Raw genomic sequence first — 19,008 nt, 5'->3', positions numbered from 1 at the left:
GCCCGGCGGAGGCAGTCTGAATCCCGCGGCGAACGCAGCGCCTGCGCTCGCCGCGGCAGACGCATTCGTACGGGAGGGATTCACGATGAACGAGACGATGGTGTGCGCGGTGGGGAACGTGGCGACACGGCCCGTGTACCTGGAATTGGCGAACGGCGCGTCGGCGCGGTTCCGACTGGCGGTGACCTCGCGGTACTGGGACCGCGAAAAGAGCGGATGGGCGGACGGACACACCAACTTCTTCACGGTGTGGGCCAACCGCGCGCTCGCCACGAACGTGGGGGCCTCGGTGTCGGTGGGCGATCCCGTCATCGTGCAGGGCAGGTTGAAGGTGCGCACCGAGACACGTGACGGGCAGAGCTGGACGTCGGCCGAGATCGACGCGGTGTCGATCGGCCACGACCTCTCCCGCGGTACGTCGGCCTTCCGCCGCCCCTCCAAGGAGGGCGAGCCGGCTTCGGCGCCGCGCCCCGAGCCCAGTTGGGAGTCGACGCCCGACACCCGGCCCGAGGGGGCGGCCCAACGGCATCCCGAGCCGGCCGGGGTGACGTGATGTCAGGGAGCGCCACGATCTGACCGAACTGCGGCTTATCGACAAATACATTCGGAAACCCCGTGGATTTGTCGATAGGCGCAGCTCACCGACGTGATCGCGATAACGATTCCGAGTCGGATCGGTTATCGGACGACATGACCGGGGGGAGCGATGCGCCGCTTCTTTAGGATGCCGAACACAGCTCTCGGGGCTTCTGATTCTGCTGGCGGGACCGTCCCCCATGTCAAAGGGTCCTGCTCGAAGGGGAATTCTGTGTCTTCTGCGTTCTCTGTGTTGTCCGCGCGAGGGCGAGGGGCAGCCCGTCTCGCCGCCGCGGCGTTGGTGTGGGGGCTCGCCACCGCGGGGACGATCGCCGCAGCCGGTACGGCCGCCGCCGACGCGACACCACAGAGCCAGGGTGGGGCGACCGCGACCATAGGCGAGCTGAAGACATACGGGTCGGCGGTCATCCATGACCACGGCGAGGACTCCTGGGTCTCGGCAGGCCTGTTCGAGATGTCCGTCGACAACGGCGGCACGCTGCAGACCTACTGCATCGACCTCCACAACCCGACCCAGCGGGACGCCAAGTACCAGGAGACCTCCTGGAGCGGCACCTCGCTGAACGGCAACAAGGAGGCGGGCAGGATCCGCTGGATCCTGCAGAACTCCTACCCGCAGGTGAACGACCTGGCGGCGCTGGCGGGGAAGGCGGGTGTCACCGGCCTCACCGAGCAGGACGCGGCGGCCGGCACCCAGGTGGCCATCTGGCGGTACTCGGACGGCGCCGACGTGGACGCCGCGAACCCGCGGGCGGAGAAGCTCGCGGACTATCTGCAGAAGAACGCGCGTGACCTGCCGGAGCCCGAGGCCTCGCTGACGCTCGCCCCGACCGCGGTCTCCGGCCACGCGGGCGAGCGGCTCGGCCCGGTCACGGTGCACACCAACGCGGGCAGCGTGACGGTGATTCCGCCCACCGACATCGCCGCCGGCGGGGTGAAGATCGTCGACAGGAGCGGCAAGACGGTCACCTCCGCCGCCGACGGCAGCCGGCTCTACTTCGATGTGCCGAAGGACGGCGCCGACGGTTCCGCCTCGCTCACCGTGCAGGCCTCCACGACCGTGCCGGTCGGCCGCGCCTTCACCTCGGAGACCCGCAGCCAGACGCAGATACTCGCGGGCTCCAGCGAGTCGACCGTGTCGGCCACCGTGACAGCGAACTGGGCTGCGAAGGGCGCGATACCCGCCCTGTCCGCCCAGAAGAACTGCGCCAAGGGCGGTGTGGACATCACGGCGGCCAACACGGGCGACGAGGCGTTCACGTTCGACCTGATGGGGATCGAGCACACCATCGCGGCGGGCGCGTCCCAGACGATCGCCGTCCCGCTCCAGGAGGACCAGGCGTACGACTTCACGATCGCCGCCCCGACCGGCGGCGAAAAGCGGTTCAAGGGGGTGCTGGACTGCAAGACCCAGGGCGGTGCCGGCGACCTGTCGGCCCAGACGCTCAGCGAGCCGAGCCCGGCCTCGGTGGGCGGCTCCAGCGGGGGCACCGACCTCGCCGAGACCGGCGGCTCCGGCACGACTCCGTTGATCGCGGGAGCGGCCATCGCCCTGGTCGTGATCGGCGGGGCCGTGGTGGTCCTCGTCGGCAGGAAGCAGACGCCGCCGCAGAGTTGAGCGGCCGACGGGACGGCCCCGGCCACCGACGCGACTGAGCCCGGCCAACCGGGCCACCGCGCCAACCGACCAACCGGCCGACCGGGACCGGCGGACCAACCGGCCACTGTCCGGCCGCTCAGACCGTGGCTCCTGACAGTGAGCTGCCGAGCTGCTCAGCTACTGAGCCGCAAGTGGGTCCGGCTGGGGTGTTGGGGCGTCGTGCGTGGGCGGCTGCGCGGGGTGCCGGGGTGGGGCCTTGGGGAACTTCCGCCCCGCCGACGGGAGTTGACGCCGACGGGGCGGCAACGGCGGCTAGGAGCGGGTGCTCCGGCCGCGGACGACGGCGAATCCGGCCGCGCCCAGGCCGAGGACGCCGACGATCAGGCCTGCTGTTCCCAGGCCGCGCGCGGTGGAGTCACTGCTCTTGTCGCTCGCGGACGCCTGCTCGGTCCCCGAGGACGAGGAAGCCGGAGCGGACGACGAGGACGAAGAGGACGAGGACGAGTCGGATCCGGACTCACCCGCACCGGCCGAAGAGGTCTCGTCACCCGCGCCGTTGGCGGTGAGCTTCAGCGTCGGAGCGGGGCTCTCCGGCTCCTCCCCGCCCTTCTGAGGCTCCTCGATCCAGCGGACCACATTGCCGTCCGAGTACGTCTGGAGCGTCTTGAAGCTCAACTGGTCGGTATCGTCCGGCAGTTGGCCGAAAGCCACGGCGAAGTCCTGGAACTCGCCGTGCCGGATCCTGCCCCCGGTCCAGGTGATCTCGGAGACGGCGTCGGTGATCGTGCCGTCGTCCGTCTTGATGGGCTTCTTCAGCTTGATGGTCGTCACCTTCGCGGCCCAGCCGGCCTGCGGGGTGACCAGGACACCCAGAAGGGGGTGATCGGTGGGAAGGAAGACCTGCACCTTGGTGGTGCTGGCGGTGTCCTCCTCGTTGGGGACCCGGAAGCTCAGGAGACCGTCCGTGGCTCCCTTGGCGTAGCTCTCGGGGTGGACCGTCACATGGGCGAAGGCGGCGCCCGCGGCGGTCAGGACACCCGCGGTGGCGAGGGCGGCGACCGTGCCGGTACGGCGCAGGGTGGTGCTCATCGGGGACATCTGGGGAACTCCGTACTGAAGGGAACGTGGTCAGGGCGTGTACGCGAGCCCTGGCGGCGGTCCCCGACGTGAGACGGCGTGACGCAGGAGTGCCTGACGGAGTGTCCACGGGGCGGTCGGCGCCGGGCCCGCGGCATTGCCCCGCGGACGGACGGACGCCGGTCCCGTCCGTACGCTCCACCACGCGGCGAGCCCCGGCACGAACGTCGCGGCCCGGCGCAGCAGGGACCACAGGGCGGCCTCGCCGCGTCGCAGCCACCAGGTCGTCAGCAGTGCGGCGGCGACGTGCGCGGCCGTGGCGTGCGGGGTGAGGGCGTGCGTGGGCGACGCCATGTACGCCCCGTGCATGTTCATCGCCATGCGCGGCCGGGCGGCCTCGAAGCCGAGGTGGAGTCCGGCCTGCGCGACCAGCATGGCGCCGCCTATCCCGAACAGGGAGCGCTCGCGGCCGCCCAGCGGACAGCCGACGGTGAAGACGGCGACGAGTCCCGCGGCGTCCGCCCAGCGTGACGGCGCCTGCCCGGTGGCGAGAACGTGCCCGCCGGCGGCCAGCAGCACGCACAGCACGGCGAACACCGCCGCGCGCAGACTCCGTACCGCCAGGGACGCACTCATGGAGCCCAGATACTGTCATGGGGAGCGAGTGACCGCTGTGGCTTCCCCTCGGGGAGCCGTCCGTCACAGGGTGCCCTGCTCTCCGGCGACCGCTCCGATAGGGTCCGACCGAGCCTGGGAGGGACCCGACATGCGACTTCGCTGTGCCGTGCTGGACGACTATCAGAACGTCGCGACCGAGATCGCCGACTGGTCGCCGGTCGCGGACGCCGTGGACGTCACGAGCTTTGGCCGGCACTTCGCCGACGAGGACGCGCTGGCCGCCGCGCTGGCGGAGTTCGACATCGTCGTCACGTTGCGCGAACGCGTTCCCTTCCCGGCGTCCCTGCTGGCCCGGCTGCCCGAACTGAAGCTGCTGATCGCTTCCGGCATGCGCAACACGGTGATCGACTACGCGGCCGCCGAGGCGCACGGGGTGACCGTGTGCGGCACCCCGAGTTCCTCGACACCCCCGGTCGAGCTGACCTGGGCGCTGCTCCTCGGGCTCGCGAAGGGGATCGTCACGGAGCACAACGCGGTGCGGGCGGGCGGCCCCTGGCAGAGCACCGTCGGCGCCGATCTGCACGGCCGCCGGCTCGGTCTGCTCGGGCTGGGCAAGATCGGTGGCCGGGTGGCGCAGGTGGGCCTCGCCTTCGGGATGCGGGTCGGCGCCTGGAGCCAGAACCTGACCGCGGAGCGCGCCGCCGAGGTCGGGGTCGAACTGGCCTCCTCCAAGGAGGAGTTGCTGGCCGGAAGCGACTTCGTCTCGGTCCACCTCGCGCTCGGCGACCGCACCCGGGGCCTGGTCGGGCCCGCCGAGCTGGCCCTGCTGAAGCCGACCGCCTTCCTCGTCAACACCTCGCGCTCGGCGATCGTCGACCAGGACGCGCTGCTGGCCGCGCTGCACGCGGGGCGGATCGCCGGAGCGGGTCTCGACGTGTTCGACGTCGAGCCGCTGCCCGCCGGCCACCCGATGCGCTCGGCCCCCCGGCTTCTGACCACCCCGCACCTCGGCTATGTGTCGCGTTCCAACTACGAGACGTACTACGGCGCGGCGGTCGAGGACATCCGGGCGTTCCTGGCGGGCGCGCCGCTGCGCCGGCTCGGCTGACCGGGCTCGCCCGGCCCGCCTGCCCGCGGTCCCGTCGAGAGGGTGTGCGGCCAGGCCGGGTGAACAACCGTCCCTCAAGCCCCTGTTCGAAGCACGATCCCTGTCGAACGCCCGTGACCAGGTGTGGACGGACGCGTTGAAGGGGGAGTGCGGTCGCGTCGTGCCACCGCGCTCATCGAGTCAAAGGAGAACGTGATGTCTCGCATCGCGAAGGCCGCCGCCGTCGTCGTCGGCACGGGTGCCGTGGCGCTCAGCGGGGCCGGTCTGGCCATGGCTGACGCCGGCGCCCAGGGCGGGGCCGTCGGCTCCCCCGGTGTCCTTTCGGGCAACGTCATCCAGGTTCCCGTGCACGTTCCGGTCAATGTGTGCGGCAACACGATCGACATCGTCGGTCTGCTGAACCCGGCCTTCGGCAACACCTGCGTGAACGGCGATGGTCACCACAAGGACCACCACAAGGACAAGCACAAGAACAAGAGCAAGAACAAGCACAGCGGCTACGGCAACTGAGCCGAGCACGCGAAAGGCCCCCGGCGGGAAGTCACTGCCGGGGGCTTCGTCGTGGCCGGTGCGCGTTCCGCGGGGATTCCCCTCGTCCGTCCCGGCGGACGCCCGCTACGCGTACCGGTAGATGTGGCTGTGGTCCTCCATCGCTTCCGGCGTCACGCCCCACGGGGGCATCTTCTCGTGCCGGGCGACGATGCGGCGGTACTGGGAGTCGTGCGCGCCCGGGGGCCGCTCGGGCAGATAGCGCGCTCCGCGGTGCCGCTTCTGCCAGCGGGACCACTGGAGGTCGACGAAGGCGTGGTGCAGCCAGAAGACGGGGTCGTTGACGGAGGCACCGCCCAGCATGTGGCCTCCGACCCAGCGGTGGACCCGGTTGTGGTTGCCCCACGTGGCGTTGCCCGGTCCGTTTCCCCAACCCTCCAGCCGGTTCCGGAAACCGCGGGTGGACGTCGAGTCGAAGGGCGCGGTGTCGTAGACGGGGTCGGCCAGGGCGGAGTTCAGCGCGGCCGGTGTGGGCAGTTGGATCGGCTTGCTCGGGCGGCCGAACTGGCGCATGAGGAAAGCGCCGTCGGTCACCCCCTCCTTGATCGTCCACTTGCCCTGCGCGTAGGCGAAGGGCCCGGTCATGACCTGCTTGTCCGATCGGCGCCCGTTGCCGCCGAGCAGGTCCTTGGTCCACGGCACCGAGGTCGCCGTACGGTCTCGCGTCCAGTCCCAGTACGGCATGCTGACCCCGGAGTCCACGCGTTGCAGCACCTGCTCCAGGTCCAGCAGGAAGCACCGGTGCCAGGGCAGGAACGAGGGCGCCATGTGGGCCGCGCGCAGTCCGCCGTCGCCGTCGGAGACGTAGTAGTCGATGTGCCTCCGGACGAACTCGTCGTACTCCCCGCGCCGTTTGACCTCAAGCATCGCGCCGACGAAGCGGCGCCGCTCCGTGCTCGTGAGGGTGCTGACGTTCTTACGCGTGTACACCATGGTGGTGGCCGTTCCCCTCCGCACCGTTCTTGCCCCTGCCGGTCCTCCGAGCGCCGCCCGCCATGCCGTCCATGCCCTCCATGCCCTCCATGGCCCTGAGGTTCTCGGCGGGGCCCAGTTCGTCGACGGCCGCGCGGACCGCCGCCAGCGGTGTCGGATAGGACTCGTAGTGGTCCACCATGCTGAGATAGCTGCCGTCCGCGCGGCGCATCAGATGCAGCGGCCGGCCGTCCACCGTGACCTGCCAGTCGCCGCCGGCGTACGCGGCCCGGCCGTCCGAACCGCCCTTCGTGCCGAGGATGTGCCGGCCGCGGTAGACCTCGTCGAAGGAGAGGCTCCCGGGGTGGAACCGGCGCGGCGGCCGCGAGGCCGCGACGACGGGGGCCAGCGCGACGCCGACGGCCGACACGAACAGCCCCCGCATCGCACCACGCCGGGTCAGCGCGATTCCACCCACCACCCGCTGCGCTCCTCGGCCGCGCGCCCGGCCGGCCGGCACCCGGTCCGGCTCACGCCTCGGCCTTCTGCTCGGCATCCAGCTGACGAACATGCTTCTCTCCTCGACGAGTTCAGGCTGCTCCGGTCGGCTTCAGCACGGTTCAACGACGGCGGCCCCCGATGGTTCGGTCGGCGTGCCCGGTCCGTACTCCCGAGCCGTACTCCCGGGCCGTACTCCCGGGCCGTACTCCCGAGCCGTACTCCCGGGCCGCTCCCCCGGACGGGTTCTAGGACCCCGAGCCCATCTCCAGGTCGGCCCCCGGCGCGGTCCTCAACAGCGGCGCGAGCACGGCGGCCTGGGGCCAATTCAGGCCGGGAAGTCCGAGGCGGTCGGGGTCGGGCGCGCCGATCAGGCTGTCCACGGACAGTCCGGGCGTCAGTGTCCGCAGGTCGGCCGCCGCTGCGGAGAGACCGAGGTGGTCGAACCCGGCGCCGAGGACGCGCGGAAGGGGCGTACGGACGTCCGCCCCGGGCAGCCCGCCGCTGAGCGGCACTTGCGGCACGGCCCGGTCGGGGATCATCCGGCCCTCGACGTACCGGGGTCCCTCCAGCCCGCCCGGCAGGAGCAACGGCAGTTCACCCGCGACCGTGGGCGCCTCCAGGCCGAGGGACTGCTCGACACCGTTCAGCGGCACGGGGACGGGGACCGTGTCGGCCGCGACGGCGGGGGCCGCGGCGGCGGCACCCACCGCCGCCGCCACACCGGCCAGGACGGCGGCGAGCGTTCCTCGTGTGGTCGGCTTCATCTCAGGTACGGTCCCTTTCAGGATTCGGGGGCTCAGCGTCCGTACCCCGTAACGATTCCGGGAACGTCATCAGCTGATGATTCCCCCGACCGACTCATTAGTCGTCCGATAGGGAGAATCAACTCGTCCAGAAATCCCACCAGCGGGTGAGGATCAGCATTCCGATGACGCCGATGTGCAGCACCGGGAGCACCCAGGTGAATTCCGCGAGGAATCCCTTCAGCCATTCCGGGGCAGGCAGAAAATCGTTCCGTACGTTGAAGGATGTGACGTACCAGAACATGATGATCGTGGCGACCCATGCCAGACAGCACCACAGGCACAGCGAATTGATCCGGTAGAACGACTGGAACTGGAGCCAGGTGCAGAATCCGACGCCGAAGAGCGTGCCCGCGTTGAACGTCAGCCAGTACCAGCGCGGGAATCCGGCACCGGTCAGCAGACTCACGCCGACACAGATCACCACGCTGTACGCCACCAGGCCGAGCATCGGGTTGGGGAAACCGAAGGCCGAGGCCTGTTCGCTCTTCATGATGTTGCCGCAGGAGACCACCGGGTTGAGGCTGCACCCCGGGACGAAGTTCGGGTTCTCCAGCAGCTTGAACTTGTCGATCGTGATGACCCAGGCGGCGAGCAGACCGGCCGCCCCCGTGATCACCAGCAGCAGGGCGAAGGCACGGCCGCTGCCGGTGGCGCGCACGGGCGCACCGCCACCGCCCGCCCCCCGTCCCGCGGCGGCCGTCATCAGCCGCGGAGGCTGCGCGCGGGCAGCAGTACGTGCGCCGCGCTGAGCAGGGTGTCCTCGTCGCCCGCGAAGGCCGTGAGGTCCTCGGGGGCGACGGGCTTGCCGGGCTCGGCCACGGGCCAGGCGCGGGTGGCGAACAGGAAGTAGGCGTATCCGCGTTCCGCCGCGGCGGCGAGCCACTCCGGTGGCGCGATGCACTGGGCGTTGAGGTGCGGCATGCTGACGACGGCCTGACCGGCCTCGACGAGCAGGGTGAGCGGCAGGCCCGGCTGCCGGGAACCGTCGATGAGCGTGTCGCCCACGGGCAGTCCGTTGTCGATCAGGAGCTGCCGGATGGCGGCCGCGGATCCTTCGGGGCCGCCTTCGCCGTCGCCCAGGGAGTAGGCGAGGAGATAGGGCATGTCGCCGTCGGGGGCTTCACCGCTGAAAGCCATGACGGCGAGCGTGCCGAGATCGGCGACCCGAAGAGGGCGCATTTCGCTTGAGGTTGAGGTCACCGCGGAACCTTATCGATGCGTCCGTTCGGGTTCTGACCCGATTTCACCCGACCGGGCGATGACGTGGTGGGTGACCACACGAACGAGGGATGCGCCTCGAACAGCGCGAAGGGCCGAATCCCCAGCCGCGAATCGGCCCTTTCGCCGCGACGTCCGTACGACGTCAGTGGTTGGCGCAGACGTTGCCGAACGCCGGGTTCAGTAGACCGACCACGTCGACCGTGTTGCCGCAGACATTGACCGGAACGTGCACGGGAACCTGGATGACGTTGCCCGACAGAACGCCCGGGGAACCGACCGCGGCACCTTCGGCACCGGAGTCCGCGACAGCGGCACCCGCGGCGGCGCCCGCGGCCATTCCGGCGGTGGCGATAATCAGCGCGGCCTTCTTGGCATTGTTCATTGTCAGCCCTTTCCTGGGAGATTTTCTGCAGAGCCTAGGGAAATACCCGCAAGCATTGCGGAAATGACACTCACGCAAGGGATACGACTAATCCTGAACGGGAAGTCCGCCGAGAAGCTGCGCGGGACGGCCGGTCCTGTTGAGCGTCTTCGTCGCGCCGTTCACGCCGTTGAGCACGGAGTTCTTGTTCTCGGTGTCGAGCGCGTCCGACTGGTGCTGCACGGGCAGGACGTCCTGCACGGTGACCGAACGCTGGCTGGTGACGGTCTCCAGGGCGCCGTTGAGGCTGGAGGGCGTGAGGCCGGAGGCTCCGGCGGCGAACGCGGGCGCGGCGGCACCGGCGACGACCAGGGACCCGGCGACGACAGCGGCGGCCTTGAGGGACTTCATCGTGTTCCTTTCTTCGGCGACTCGCGTCACCGGGGGGAATTCCTCTTCAGGCTGCCTAACGAGCCCATAACGCGACGGAAACCCCGCGTGCAGAAAATTCCTGCACCCGACCCGAACGAACGGGACGTCTCATCCTCGTACAGAACCCCGGCCTTCTCCCGGCGCCGCCCCTTCCCCGTACGGGAGAACGCGGACCGGGCCGCCCTCCCTCTCGGGAGGACGGCCGGCCAGAAGGGTCGCGCTGACGTCAGCCGTTGAGGCAGGTGTTGCCGAACGCGGGGTTCAGCAGACCAATCACGTTGATGGTGTTGCCGCAGACGTTGACCGGCACGTGAACGGGAACCTGCAGGACGTTGCCCGACAGGACGCCCGGGGAGTGGGCGGCCGCGCCGTGCGCGCCGCTGTCGGCGGCGGCGATACCGGCGGTGCCGGCCACAGCGGCAGCGGCAACGGAGGTCAGGGCCAGGCCCTTCGCGATACGCGACATGGAGAAGTGCTCCTTGTAAATCGACACAACATCCGGGCGGGATGCCCGGCTCTGGATTCAACGCGCGGCACACACGCGGGTTGTGCCTCCAAAGGGGTGATCTCGCGTTCGGTTCGGCTTGACCAATCCGACACACATGCCTTCTTTCACGGATAAATACGGACACCGGCTAGAGTCGGGCACCTCCAAAGGCGCCTGGAAGCAGGCGTCGACCGGCGTCGGAAGCGGACGGGGAGCCGGCGCACATTCATCTGATCCTCAGATTTTCCGTCCGTCCGCTGGTCCAGAACCTTTTCCCCGAAAGGGCACCGCCGGTCATGCGTATTTCCCCGGGCCTGCTGCTGCGCCGTGCGATCGTGGGCTGCCCGGCCCTCGCCACCTCCTGGGCGCCCGGTGGCCCCGCGTCCGCGGAGGCGCCCACCGTAAGGACGCCCGTCGCGCAGGCGGCGAACCGTGAGGAGCGCGTCGTCCCGCCGGGCCGGCTGGATCTCCCGGAGAACGTACGGGGCGGGGTGGGCCCGGTCGCGTACGACGGCGACGGCGGGCACGAGGGAGACCCGCCGTCCGTCTCGACGGACCGTGGCGCGCCGACGCCGCTCGGTGACGCCGCCAACCCCCGCCGCGACGCGCTGAATTGGACCATCGCCGAGCCCGGACCCCGTGCGACGAAGCGGGTGCCCGCGTACGCGAACACGCTCGGTCACGACTCGGACGTCCTCGAACTCGGCAAGGGGATCCGTCACGGGGGTGACCAGTTGGCCTTCCGGATCGTTTCGCAGCGGGACGCGGCCTGGGTCGGAGCACTGTTCGCCGCCGTCGACGCGAAGCAGTGACGCGCGCCCCGGCGCGCCGCCCGTGAGCGAGGAACCGCGCATGCATCTGCCAACAGACCCTCCGCCGCGGGTCCTTCATGTCACGCAGCCGATCGACGGTGGTGTCGCCCGGGTGGTCACCGACCTCGTCAGGGCACAGCTCGCCGCCGGGACACATGTGACGCTCGCCTGCCCGGACGGCAGCGGTCTCGCCCGCGAGGTGCGGGCGCTGGGCGCGGACGTACGGCCCTGGCACGCGACGCGTGCGCCGGGGCCACAGCTCGCTCAGGAGGTCCGGCGGCTCGGCCGGGTGCTGGCGCGGGTGCGGCCCGACGTGGTGCACGCGCACAGCGCCAAGGCGGGGCTGGCGGCCCGGCTCGCGCTGCGCGGCCGGGTACCGACGGTGTTCCAGCCGCACGCCTGGTCGTTCGAGGCCGTCGACGGTGCCGCCGCCGCGCTAGCGCTGCGCTGGGAGAGGTGGGGGGCCCGCTGGGCCTCCCGGATCGTGTGCGTGAGCGAGGCCGAACGTACGACCGGCGTACGCGCCGGAGTGCGCGCCCCCTGGCGGGTGATCCCCAACGGCGTCGACCCGGAGCGCTTCCACCCCGCGTCCGTGGACACCGTACGAGCCGGGATCCCCCTGCTCGCCGGGGTCGATCCGGCGGCTCCGCTGGTGGTGTGCGTGGGACGGCTGTGCCGGCAAAAGGGGCAGGACGTCCTGCTGGAGGCATGGCCCTCGGTGCTGCGGCGGGTGCCCACGGCCCGGCTCGTGCTCGTCGGGGACGGTCCGGACGCCGCGCGGCTGCGCGCCGGGGCCCCGCGTGACGTGCTGTTCGCCGAGGCCACCGCCGATGCCGTGCCCTGGTACCAGGCCGCCGATCTGGTGGTGCTGCCGTCCCGTTGGGAGGGCATGGCGCTGGCTCCGCTGGAGGCCATGGCCTGCGGTCGTCCGGTCGTGGTGACGGACGTGGACGGCGCCCGCGAGAGTCTGCCGCCGGGGCACGACGCCCGTTGTCTGGTGCCCTCGGCGGAGCCGGAACCGCTGGCGGAGACGATCGGCGCGCTGCTGTCCGATCCGCTGCTGCGCGAATCGCTCGGCCACCAGGGGCGCCGCCACGTACTGACCACGCACGACGTGCGCCTCACGGCCGACGCGGTCGCGGGGGTGTACCGCGAACTGCTGGCCGGCCGAGGGGCGCGGCACGCCGGGAACGTCATGTGCGCGGACCACACCGAGTGCAGGGAGTCCATCCACTCGTGACTGCGGAAAGCACCGTTCCCTCCCCCGGCGGACAGCCCCGGGAGTACGGATCCTCACCCGTCTCGGTCATCCCCTCGCGCGAGACCGACGGCGGTTTCAGGTTCCCGTCCGGGCAGCGGACCGCCGCCCGGCGTGCCCCTTGGCTGCCGCTGGCCGCCGTGGACGCCGTCGCGGCGCTGGCGGCCGGCCGGACGCTCACGGAGATCCAGCGGCACCCGCTGCTCGTCGTCGCGCTGCTGCTCGGCGTGGTCGTCCTGAACGCGCGGGCGGCGCTGTACCGGCCCGCGCCCCAGCCCACCCTGCTCGACGAACTGCCCGCCGTCTGCGCGCGGATCGCGGTCACCTGGTGCGCGCTGGCCGCCGTGCTCGCCGCGTTCGCGCCGCAGGGCGCGCTGTCGGCGCGGTCGCTGGCGCTCGGCTGCGCCGTGCAGTCGGCGCTCGGCTGCGCGGGCCGCGGCACGGTGTACTGGCGGCGTCGCCGGGCCCTCGCGCAGCGGCCCGGCGCCGCCCTGGTGATCGGTCCCGCGGGAACGGCCCAGCGGGTGGCGGCGGCCTTCCTGCGCCACCCGAACTGCGGGGTGCGGCCGGTGGGTGTCGTGTCCGGCCGGCCGTCCGGTGTCGAGGGACTGCCGGTCCTCACCACCGGCGAGGAAGTGCAGCGGGCGCTCATCCAGAACAGTGTGCGGGTCGTGCTCGTGGTGGAGCCGCCGAGCGGACGCGGGCCGATGCTGCGGGCGTTGGCCCTCGCGGGCTGCGAACTGTGGGAGGTCGACGCCGACTCCCCGTCGTACGACCGGGAGGGCAGGTACACGCTGGCCGGCTTCGCCTGCCGTCGCCTGCCGCTCGGCCGGCGACACGCCCGTATCGGCAAGAGGTTCCTCGATGTCGCAGTCTCCGGAGCGCTGTTGCTGCTGGTCAGTCCGCTGCTGCTGGTGTGCGCGGCCGTTCTGCGGCTGATCGACGGGCCCGGTGTGGTGTTCCGGCAGGAGCGCATCGGCAAGGACGGGCGGCCGTTCACGCTGCTGAAGTTCCGCACCCATCGCCCGGTCGACGCGCACGAGGCGGCGACCCGCTGGAGCGTGGCCAACGAGCAGGAGATGAGCCGTTTCTGTCATTTCCTGCGACGTACCTCGCTCGATGAGCTGCTCCAACTGCTGAACGTCCTGTGGGGGGACATGAGCATGGTCGGACCGCGCCCCGAACGGCCTTATTTCGTGGCCAAGTTCAGTCAGACCTATCCGGGCTACGCGGCCCGGCACCGGATGCAGACCGGCATCACCGGACTCGCCCAGGTGCACGGGCTGCGCGGCGACACCTCGATCGAGGACCGCTGCCGGTTCGACAACGCCTACATCGACAACTGGTCGCTGTGGCAGGACATCTGCATCCTGCTGCGCACCGCCGCCGCGCTCGTGCGCCCCACGGGGAGCTGAGCCGATGAGCCACGCCCTGCCCGTCACCCCACTGGACGCCGTGACCGCCGCCCTCCGGCGCGCGCTGCCGGTGCTGCCCGTCGTCGCGGTGATCACGCTGCTCGGGCTGCCGATCACGCCCAGCGACGATGGCGGAGCGAACATCGCGGACGCCATGTCCGGTCTCGTGGTGCTCTGTTGCGCGATCCGTCTCGTACGGGCCCGTCGGCGCCCGCTGTCCGTGACCGCCGCCGTGGTCCTCGGACTCCCGGTGGTCGGCATCGCGGTCTCGGCGGCCGGAGCCGCGGATCCGGGGGCCGGGATCGCCGGGCTCACCCGCTATCTGCAGATCTTCGTGCTGGTGCCGGCCGCGGTCCTGCTGCTCGTCCGCGACCGGCGCGACTTCCGGCTGCTGGCCTGGTCGTTCGTCGCTCTGGCGCTGTGGCAGGGGGCGGTCGGGGTCGAACAGTACGTGACCGGGACCGGCGCCTCGTACCAGGGCGAGTACGTCCGGGCGGTCGGCACCTTCGGGCCGGCCGACGTGATGGGCATGGCGACGGTGGTCGCGTTCGGTCTGGTGTGCTCGGTGGCGCTGGCGCTGGGTACGGACGCGGCGCGGCAGCGCGCCGTCGCCGTGCTGTGCGCGCTGGCCCTCCTTCCGCCGCTCGCGATGTCGTTCAGCAGGGGCGCCTGGATCGCCACGGCCGTGGCCTGCGGCGCGCAGCTCGTACTGGCGGGGCTGCGGCGCGCGCTGAAGATGGGCGCGGGGGTGGCCGCGGCCGGGATGATCCTCGTGGGCGGGCTGGGTGCCGGCACCGCGATGCTCCAGGAACGCATCGCCAGCATCTCGCAGGTCACCGACGCGCCGGACCAGTCGGTGACCGACCGGTACACGATGTGGGCGGCGGCCGCGGACATGTGGCGCGAGCACCCGCTGACCGGAGTCGGGCTGAAGGGCTTCCCGGACAACCGGGACGGTCATGCCGCGCTCGCCCTCTCCTCGGGCAGCGACATCTCGGGCGCGGGTGCCGCGTACCGCAAGCAGCCGCTGCTCTCGCCCCACAACATGTACCTCCTCGTCCTCAGTGAGCAGGGCCTGATCGGGCTGGTCGCCCTCGCGGGGAGCTGGCTCGCGCTCCTGGTGTGCGCGCTGCGCGGGCTCGTCCGCGTGCGCCGCGCCCCGCCGGACCCGGCGGGGGCCCGCCTCACCTCGGGCCGGACCCCGCCCGGCACGGACTGCGGGCTCGTCGCGTGCGGGCTGATCGTCTGGCAGCTGATCGACTTCGTGTACGCGGACATCGGCGGCCCCTCCACGGTCCTGACGGCCGTCGTGTTCGGCCTCATCGGCTGGTGGGCGCTGATGGATCCGTCGGCCCGGACCGCCGTCGACGCGCCCGCTCCGGTCCTGTCCGTACCGGAAGAGGCCGCGGCGCGATGACGGTGACGCCGCCCAGGGCGGGGGAAGGCCCGGACGCGGACTCCGGATCGGAAGCGGGCCCCGGGGCCCGCACGGGCGCACAGGCGGACACGGGGACCCGGGCCGATACCGCCACGGGGACGGGGACGGGGACGGGGACAGGGGGCGCGGCGATGAACATCGGCACAGGGGCGGACACGGGAGCAGGGACCGGCGCGGAGACAAGGGCCGGTGCGGAGTTCACCGTCCCCTTGCCCTCTGCCCGTACCTCGCATTCACCCACCGGATCGCCCATCGGTTCACCCACCGGTTCACCCACCGGATCGGCGCCCGGCTCCGCCACCGGAGCTCCCGGTGGGACCCTCCGCGGGAATCCCGCCGGCCCGGCGGCCCCGGTCTCCGTACGGCCCACCGGCGCCGGGGAGCGTCAGGACCAGGCCGGACCGGCCTCCAGCCGGTTCCTGGCCAAGGCCGCTCTCGTCACCGTGGTGCTCTCGATCGCCGGGGCCCTGCTGGGGCTCGGCCGGGATCAGGCACTCGCGCATCTGTTCGGGGCCGGGTCCGACACGGACGCGTTCCTGGTCGCGTGGACGGTTCCGGAGTTCGCGGCGACACTGCTGATCGAGGACGGGCTGGCCTTCGTGCTGATCCCGGCGTTCAGCATGGCGGTGGCGCGGCGGGCGCGAGGGGCCGCCGGCGATCCGGTACGCGCGCTGGTCGCCGCCACCCTGCCCCGGCTGACGCTCGCCTTCGCGGCCGTCGGGGCGCTGTTGATCGCGGGGGCGCCGTACCTGGTCGGGGCGCTCGCGCCCGGCCTGCCCGACCCCCGGCTCGCGGTGGACTGCACCCGGCTGACCGCGACCTGTGTGTTCACCTTCGGACTCGCCGGCTACTGCAGCGCGGCCCTGCGCGCGCACCGGCGGTTCGTGGCGCCCGCGGCGATCTACGTGGGGTACAACGCCGGGATCATCGCGGCGATGTTCGTCCTCGGCAGCCGCTGGGGGGTGCGCTCGGCGGCTCTCGGGGTCGCGGTCGGCGGCGCGCTCATGGTGGTGACGCAGGTGCCCTCGCTGTGGCGGCAACTGCGGCGCGGGGAGTCGACGGCCGAGGCCCTCGCCGGTGAACCGGCCCGCCCGATGGACCTGACCCTCATCGGCACGGTCCTGCTCTTCGCGCTGTGCCGGCAGTCCCAGGTCCTCGTCGAACGCTTCCTGGCCTCCTCACTGCCCGCCGGGGCCATCTCGCATCTGAACTACGCCCAGAAGGTGGCGCAGATGCCGATGGTGCTGTCGCTGATGCTGTGCACGGTGACGTTCCCGGTGGTCGCGCAGGCCATCGCCGAGGGGGACACCGAGCGGGCCCGCGACCGGGTGGAGCGCGATCTGGCGCTCGTCTCCTGCACCGTGCTCCTCGGCACGGCGGCGGTCGTCGCGTGTGCCCCGCAGATCATCCAACTGCTGTTCCAGCGGGGCGCGTTCACCGCCCAGGACACGGCGGCCACGGCAGCGGTCATGCGCGTGTACGCCCTCGGGCTGCTGGGCCACACCCTGGTCGGCGCGCTCGTGCGCTCGTACTTCTCCTCGGGGCGGCCCACCTGGTACCCGCTGTTCGCGATGACCGCCGGGATCGTGGCCACCTGCTGGATCGGCGTGCTGGCGGTCGGCCCCTGGGGGGTGTGCGGGATCGCCGCCGCCAACGCGGCCGGCATCACCCTCAGCGCCGTACTCCTGCTGTACGGCATGGGGCCGCGCAGTGTGCCGATCCGCACCCGCGCGGTGGTGGCCGAGATCGGCAAACCGCTGCGGGCCGCGCTGGCCGCCGCGGTCGCCGGTGACCTGTGCGCGAGCCGCGTGGACTCCCCGCTGCTCGGACTCGTCGTCGGCGGCACGGTCGTGACCGTCGTCTTCGCCCTGCTGGCCTGGATTCTCCGAGTCCAGGGGTTCGCTCCCGCACTCCGTTCCGTCAAACGAAGGGTTCCGCATGCCCGTTTCCGCTGACAGCAGCAGACGTACCGGCACGAGCTCCCTCGAAGCCCCGCCCTGGGTGGCGATGTACCACTCCGTCGGGGACTGTTCCGAGGACCCGTACCGCATCACGGTCTCGCCGGAACGCCTCGACCTCCAACTGGGCTGGCTGCGCCGGCGCGGTCTGCGCGGGGTGCGCATGACGGACCTGCTGGCGGCCCGCGCGCGCGGCCGGGGGCAGGACCTGGTGGGTCTCACCTTCGACGACGGGTACGCCGACTTCGTCGGGACCGCCCTCCCCCTCCTCCAGCGCCACGGCTTCGGCGCCACCCTGTTCGTGCTGCCGGGCCGGATCGGCGGCGACAACGCCTGGGATCCGCTGGGCCCCCGCAAGCCGCTGCTGGGCAAGCAGGGCATCCGGCTGACCGCCGCCTCCGAGGGCATGGAGGTCGGCTCGCACGGACTCACCCACGTCGATCTGACCAAGGCCGACGACGCCGTGCTGCACGCCGAGGTCACGGAAAGCAGAGCGGTGCTCTCGGAGTTGATCGGTGCTCCCGTCGACGGCTTCTGCTACCCGTACGGGACCATCGACCGCCGGGTCGTCGCCGCCGTCCGCGCGGCCGGATACAGCTACGGCTGCGCGATCGACCCCGGCCCGCTGACCGGCCGGTACGCCCTCCCCCGGGTGCACATCGGCGAGAACGACACCCCCGTACGCCTGTTCCTGAAGCACAGGCTGCACCGCCTGCGCCGGCGCCCGGTCGAGGCGGCCCGATGAGGGCGCTGCACATCATCACCGGTCTCGGCGTCGGCGGCGCCGAGCAGCAACTGCGGCTGCTGCTGCGGCATCTGCCCGTCGCCTGCGATGTCGTGACGCTCACCAACCCGGGCGCGGTCGCCGACGGGCTCACCGACGACGGTGTGCGCGTCACCCATCTCGGCATGACCGGCAACCGCGACCTCGCCGCGCTCCCCCGTCTGGTGAAGGTGATCCGCACGGGCCGCTACGACCTCGTGCACACCCACCTCTACCGGGCCTGCGTGTACGGAAGGCTCGCCGCCCGGCTGGCCGGGGTGCGGGCCGTCGTGGCCACCGAGCACTCGCTCGGCGACTCCCAGATGGAGGGCCGCCGGCTCGGTCCGGGCGTGCGCGCCCTGTATCTGGCCAGCGAGCGGCTCGGACGCTCCACCGTCGCCGTCTCGCCCACCGTCGCCGAACGGCTGCGCCGCTGGGGTGTGCCGGGCCCCCGCATCGAGATCGTGCCGAACGGTGTCGACATCGCCCGCTTCCGCTTCGACCCGGTGCTGCGCGAACGCACCCGCCGCCGGCTCGGGCTGCCGGAGGGCGCGTACGTCGTCGGCGGCGTCGGCCGGCTCGCGGCGGGCAAGCGGTTCGACGTCCTGATCCGAGCGATGGCCGAACTGCCGGACGACTTCCGGCTGTTGCTGGTGGGCGGCGGTACGGAGGAGAACGTGCTGCGGGGCGCGGCACGCGAAGCCGGGGTCGCGGACCGGGTGCTGTTCACCGGCGAGCGTCCCACCGGCGGCCTTCCCGGCGCCGATCTGCCGTCACTGATAGGCGCCATGGACGTCCTCGCCTCGCCGAGCCCCGAGGAGGCGTTCGGGCTGGCGGTCGTGGAGGCGCTGGCGGCCGGACTGCCGGTGCTGTACGCCTCCTGCCCGGCCGTCGAGGACCTGCCGCCCGAGACGGCCCGCGGTGCCGTCCGGGTCCGGGGCGGCCCGGACTCCTTCGCTCGCGCCCTCGCGGCCGTCCGGGCGGAGGGGCCCGCCCCCCGCTCGGCCGCGGAGGCTGCCCACCACTACTGCATCACCCGCAGCGCCGCACAGCTCATGGACGTGTACGCGGCCGCTGTCTCGCGCACCTGACTGG

Annotated in this window: 21 protein-coding genes; 11 read left to right on the top strand and 10 right to left on the bottom strand. The window is 71.9% G+C overall.

Going from position 1 to position 19,008, the window contains the following annotated elements:
* Positions 1 to 85: 85 nt before the first annotated feature.
* Positions 86 to 553, top strand: a complete 468-nt coding sequence (locus OHT01_RS25765; RefSeq protein ID WP_328555491.1) for a single-stranded DNA-binding protein — start codon at positions 86 to 88, stop codon at positions 551 to 553.
* Between the two features lie 171 nt (positions 554 to 724).
* Positions 725 to 2,215 carry a Cys-Gln thioester bond-forming surface protein gene (locus OHT01_RS25760; protein ID WP_443043438.1) on the top strand — a complete coding sequence of 497 codons (1,491 nt, stop codon included), beginning with the start codon at positions 725 to 727 and terminating at the stop codon, positions 2,213 to 2,215.
* Positions 2,216 to 2,509: 294 nt separating this feature from the next.
* On the opposite strand, the gene OHT01_RS25755 is transcribed toward OHT01_RS25760, so the two are convergent.
* The gene (locus OHT01_RS25755) at positions 2,510 to 3,295 is read right to left on the bottom strand and encodes a YcnI family copper-binding membrane protein (protein WP_328555489.1); all 786 of its coding nucleotides are present in this window, start codon (positions 3,293 to 3,295) and stop codon (positions 2,510 to 2,512) included.
* Between the two features lie 30 nt (positions 3,296 to 3,325).
* Positions 3,326 to 3,910, bottom strand: coding sequence for a hypothetical protein (locus tag OHT01_RS25750; protein WP_328555488.1), 585 nt, complete (start codon positions 3,908 to 3,910; stop codon positions 3,326 to 3,328).
* Between the two features lie 130 nt (positions 3,911 to 4,040).
* Here OHT01_RS25750 and OHT01_RS25745 point away from each other — a divergent pair, with 130 nt between their 5' ends.
* Together OHT01_RS25745 and OHT01_RS25740 are read left to right on the top strand one after the other, a co-directional pair.
* Positions 4,041 to 5,000 carry a D-2-hydroxyacid dehydrogenase family protein gene (locus tag OHT01_RS25745; RefSeq protein ID WP_328555487.1) on the top strand — a complete coding sequence of 320 codons (960 nt, stop codon included), beginning with the start codon at positions 4,041 to 4,043 and terminating at the stop codon, positions 4,998 to 5,000.
* Between the two features lie 195 nt (positions 5,001 to 5,195).
* The gene (locus tag OHT01_RS25740; RefSeq protein WP_328555486.1) at positions 5,196 to 5,510 is read left to right on the top strand and encodes a chaplin; all 315 of its coding nucleotides are present in this window, start codon (positions 5,196 to 5,198) and stop codon (positions 5,508 to 5,510) included.
* Positions 5,511 to 5,615: 105 nt separating this feature from the next.
* Here the strand turns inward: OHT01_RS25740 and OHT01_RS25735 are convergent, their stop codons facing one another.
* The 8 genes from OHT01_RS25735 to chpG all read right to left on the bottom strand — a co-directional run bounded on the left by OHT01_RS25735 (position 5,616) and on the right by chpG (position 10,248).
* Entirely contained in the window at positions 5,616 to 6,482 is an 867-nt protein-coding gene (locus OHT01_RS25735) for a tyrosinase family protein (RefSeq protein WP_328555485.1), read from the bottom strand.
* On the bottom strand, positions 6,466 to 6,939 hold the full coding sequence (locus tag OHT01_RS25730) for a tyrosinase family oxidase copper chaperone (RefSeq protein WP_405917093.1): 474 nt from the start codon (positions 6,937 to 6,939) through the stop codon (positions 6,466 to 6,468). The genes OHT01_RS25735 and OHT01_RS25730 overlap by 17 nt, the downstream gene beginning before the upstream one ends.
* A 268-nt stretch (positions 6,940 to 7,207) precedes the next feature.
* The gene (locus tag OHT01_RS25725) at positions 7,208 to 7,726 is read right to left on the bottom strand and encodes a hypothetical protein (protein ID WP_328555484.1); all 519 of its coding nucleotides are present in this window, start codon (positions 7,724 to 7,726) and stop codon (positions 7,208 to 7,210) included.
* A gap of 118 nt (positions 7,727 to 7,844) precedes the next feature.
* On the bottom strand, positions 7,845 to 8,471 hold the full coding sequence (locus tag OHT01_RS25720) for a vitamin K epoxide reductase family protein (protein ID WP_328555483.1): 627 nt from the start codon (positions 8,469 to 8,471) through the stop codon (positions 7,845 to 7,847).
* Entirely contained in the window at positions 8,471 to 8,968 is a 498-nt protein-coding gene (locus tag OHT01_RS25715; protein ID WP_328555482.1) for a DUF5949 family protein, read from the bottom strand. Before OHT01_RS25715 ends, OHT01_RS25720 begins: the two co-directional genes overlap by 1 nt.
* Positions 8,969 to 9,131: 163 nt before the next feature.
* On the bottom strand, positions 9,132 to 9,371 hold the full coding sequence (locus tag OHT01_RS25710; protein ID WP_405917091.1) for a chaplin: 240 nt from the start codon (positions 9,369 to 9,371) through the stop codon (positions 9,132 to 9,134).
* Between the two features lie 87 nt (positions 9,372 to 9,458).
* Entirely contained in the window at positions 9,459 to 9,761 is a 303-nt protein-coding gene (locus tag OHT01_RS25705; protein ID WP_328555481.1) for a hypothetical protein, read from the bottom strand.
* A 247-nt stretch (positions 9,762 to 10,008) separates the two neighbouring features.
* Positions 10,009 to 10,248 carry a chaplin ChpG gene (gene chpG, locus OHT01_RS25700; RefSeq protein ID WP_328555480.1) on the bottom strand — a complete coding sequence of 80 codons (240 nt, stop codon included), beginning with the start codon at positions 10,246 to 10,248 and terminating at the stop codon, positions 10,009 to 10,011.
* 317 nt (positions 10,249 to 10,565) lie between these two features.
* Between chpG and OHT01_RS25695 the strand changes: the two genes are divergently transcribed.
* From OHT01_RS25695 to OHT01_RS25665, 7 genes are all read left to right on the top strand, one after another.
* Complete coding sequence (locus tag OHT01_RS25695) at positions 10,566 to 11,081, top strand: hypothetical protein (protein WP_328555479.1); 516 nt, start codon at positions 10,566 to 10,568, stop codon at positions 11,079 to 11,081.
* A gap of 40 nt (positions 11,082 to 11,121) precedes the next feature.
* Positions 11,122 to 12,321: a glycosyltransferase gene (locus OHT01_RS25690; protein ID WP_328555478.1), complete on the top strand. Its 1,200-nt coding sequence runs from the start codon at positions 11,122 to 11,124 to the stop codon at positions 12,319 to 12,321.
* The gene (locus tag OHT01_RS25685; RefSeq protein ID WP_328555477.1) at positions 12,318 to 13,754 is read left to right on the top strand and encodes an exopolysaccharide biosynthesis polyprenyl glycosylphosphotransferase; all 1,437 of its coding nucleotides are present in this window, start codon (positions 12,318 to 12,320) and stop codon (positions 13,752 to 13,754) included. Before OHT01_RS25690 ends, OHT01_RS25685 begins: the two co-directional genes overlap by 4 nt.
* A gap of 4 nt (positions 13,755 to 13,758) precedes the next feature.
* Positions 13,759 to 15,171, top strand: a complete 1,413-nt coding sequence (locus OHT01_RS25680) for an O-antigen ligase family protein (RefSeq protein WP_328555476.1) — start codon at positions 13,759 to 13,761, stop codon at positions 15,169 to 15,171.
* A 152-nt stretch (positions 15,172 to 15,323) separates the two neighbouring features.
* On the top strand, positions 15,324 to 17,147 hold the full coding sequence (locus tag OHT01_RS25675; protein ID WP_328555475.1) for a lipid II flippase MurJ: 1,824 nt from the start codon (positions 15,324 to 15,326) through the stop codon (positions 17,145 to 17,147).
* The gene (locus OHT01_RS25670; RefSeq protein WP_328555474.1) at positions 17,131 to 17,895 is read left to right on the top strand and encodes a polysaccharide deacetylase family protein; all 765 of its coding nucleotides are present in this window, start codon (positions 17,131 to 17,133) and stop codon (positions 17,893 to 17,895) included. Before OHT01_RS25675 ends, OHT01_RS25670 begins: the two co-directional genes overlap by 17 nt.
* Positions 17,892 to 19,004 (top strand): glycosyltransferase, encoded by a 1,113-nt coding sequence (locus tag OHT01_RS25665; RefSeq protein ID WP_328555473.1) that lies wholly within the window; start codon positions 17,892 to 17,894, stop codon positions 19,002 to 19,004. Before OHT01_RS25670 ends, OHT01_RS25665 begins: the two co-directional genes overlap by 4 nt.
* Positions 19,005 to 19,008 lie beyond the last annotated feature (4 nt).

The organism is Streptomyces sp. NBC_00358 (assembly GCF_036099295.1).
GTDB lineage: Bacteria > Actinomycetota > Actinomycetes > Streptomycetales > Streptomycetaceae > Streptomyces.
The sequence above is the reverse complement of the archived record's forward strand: the minus strand, read 5'-3'. Positions and strand labels throughout refer to the sequence as shown.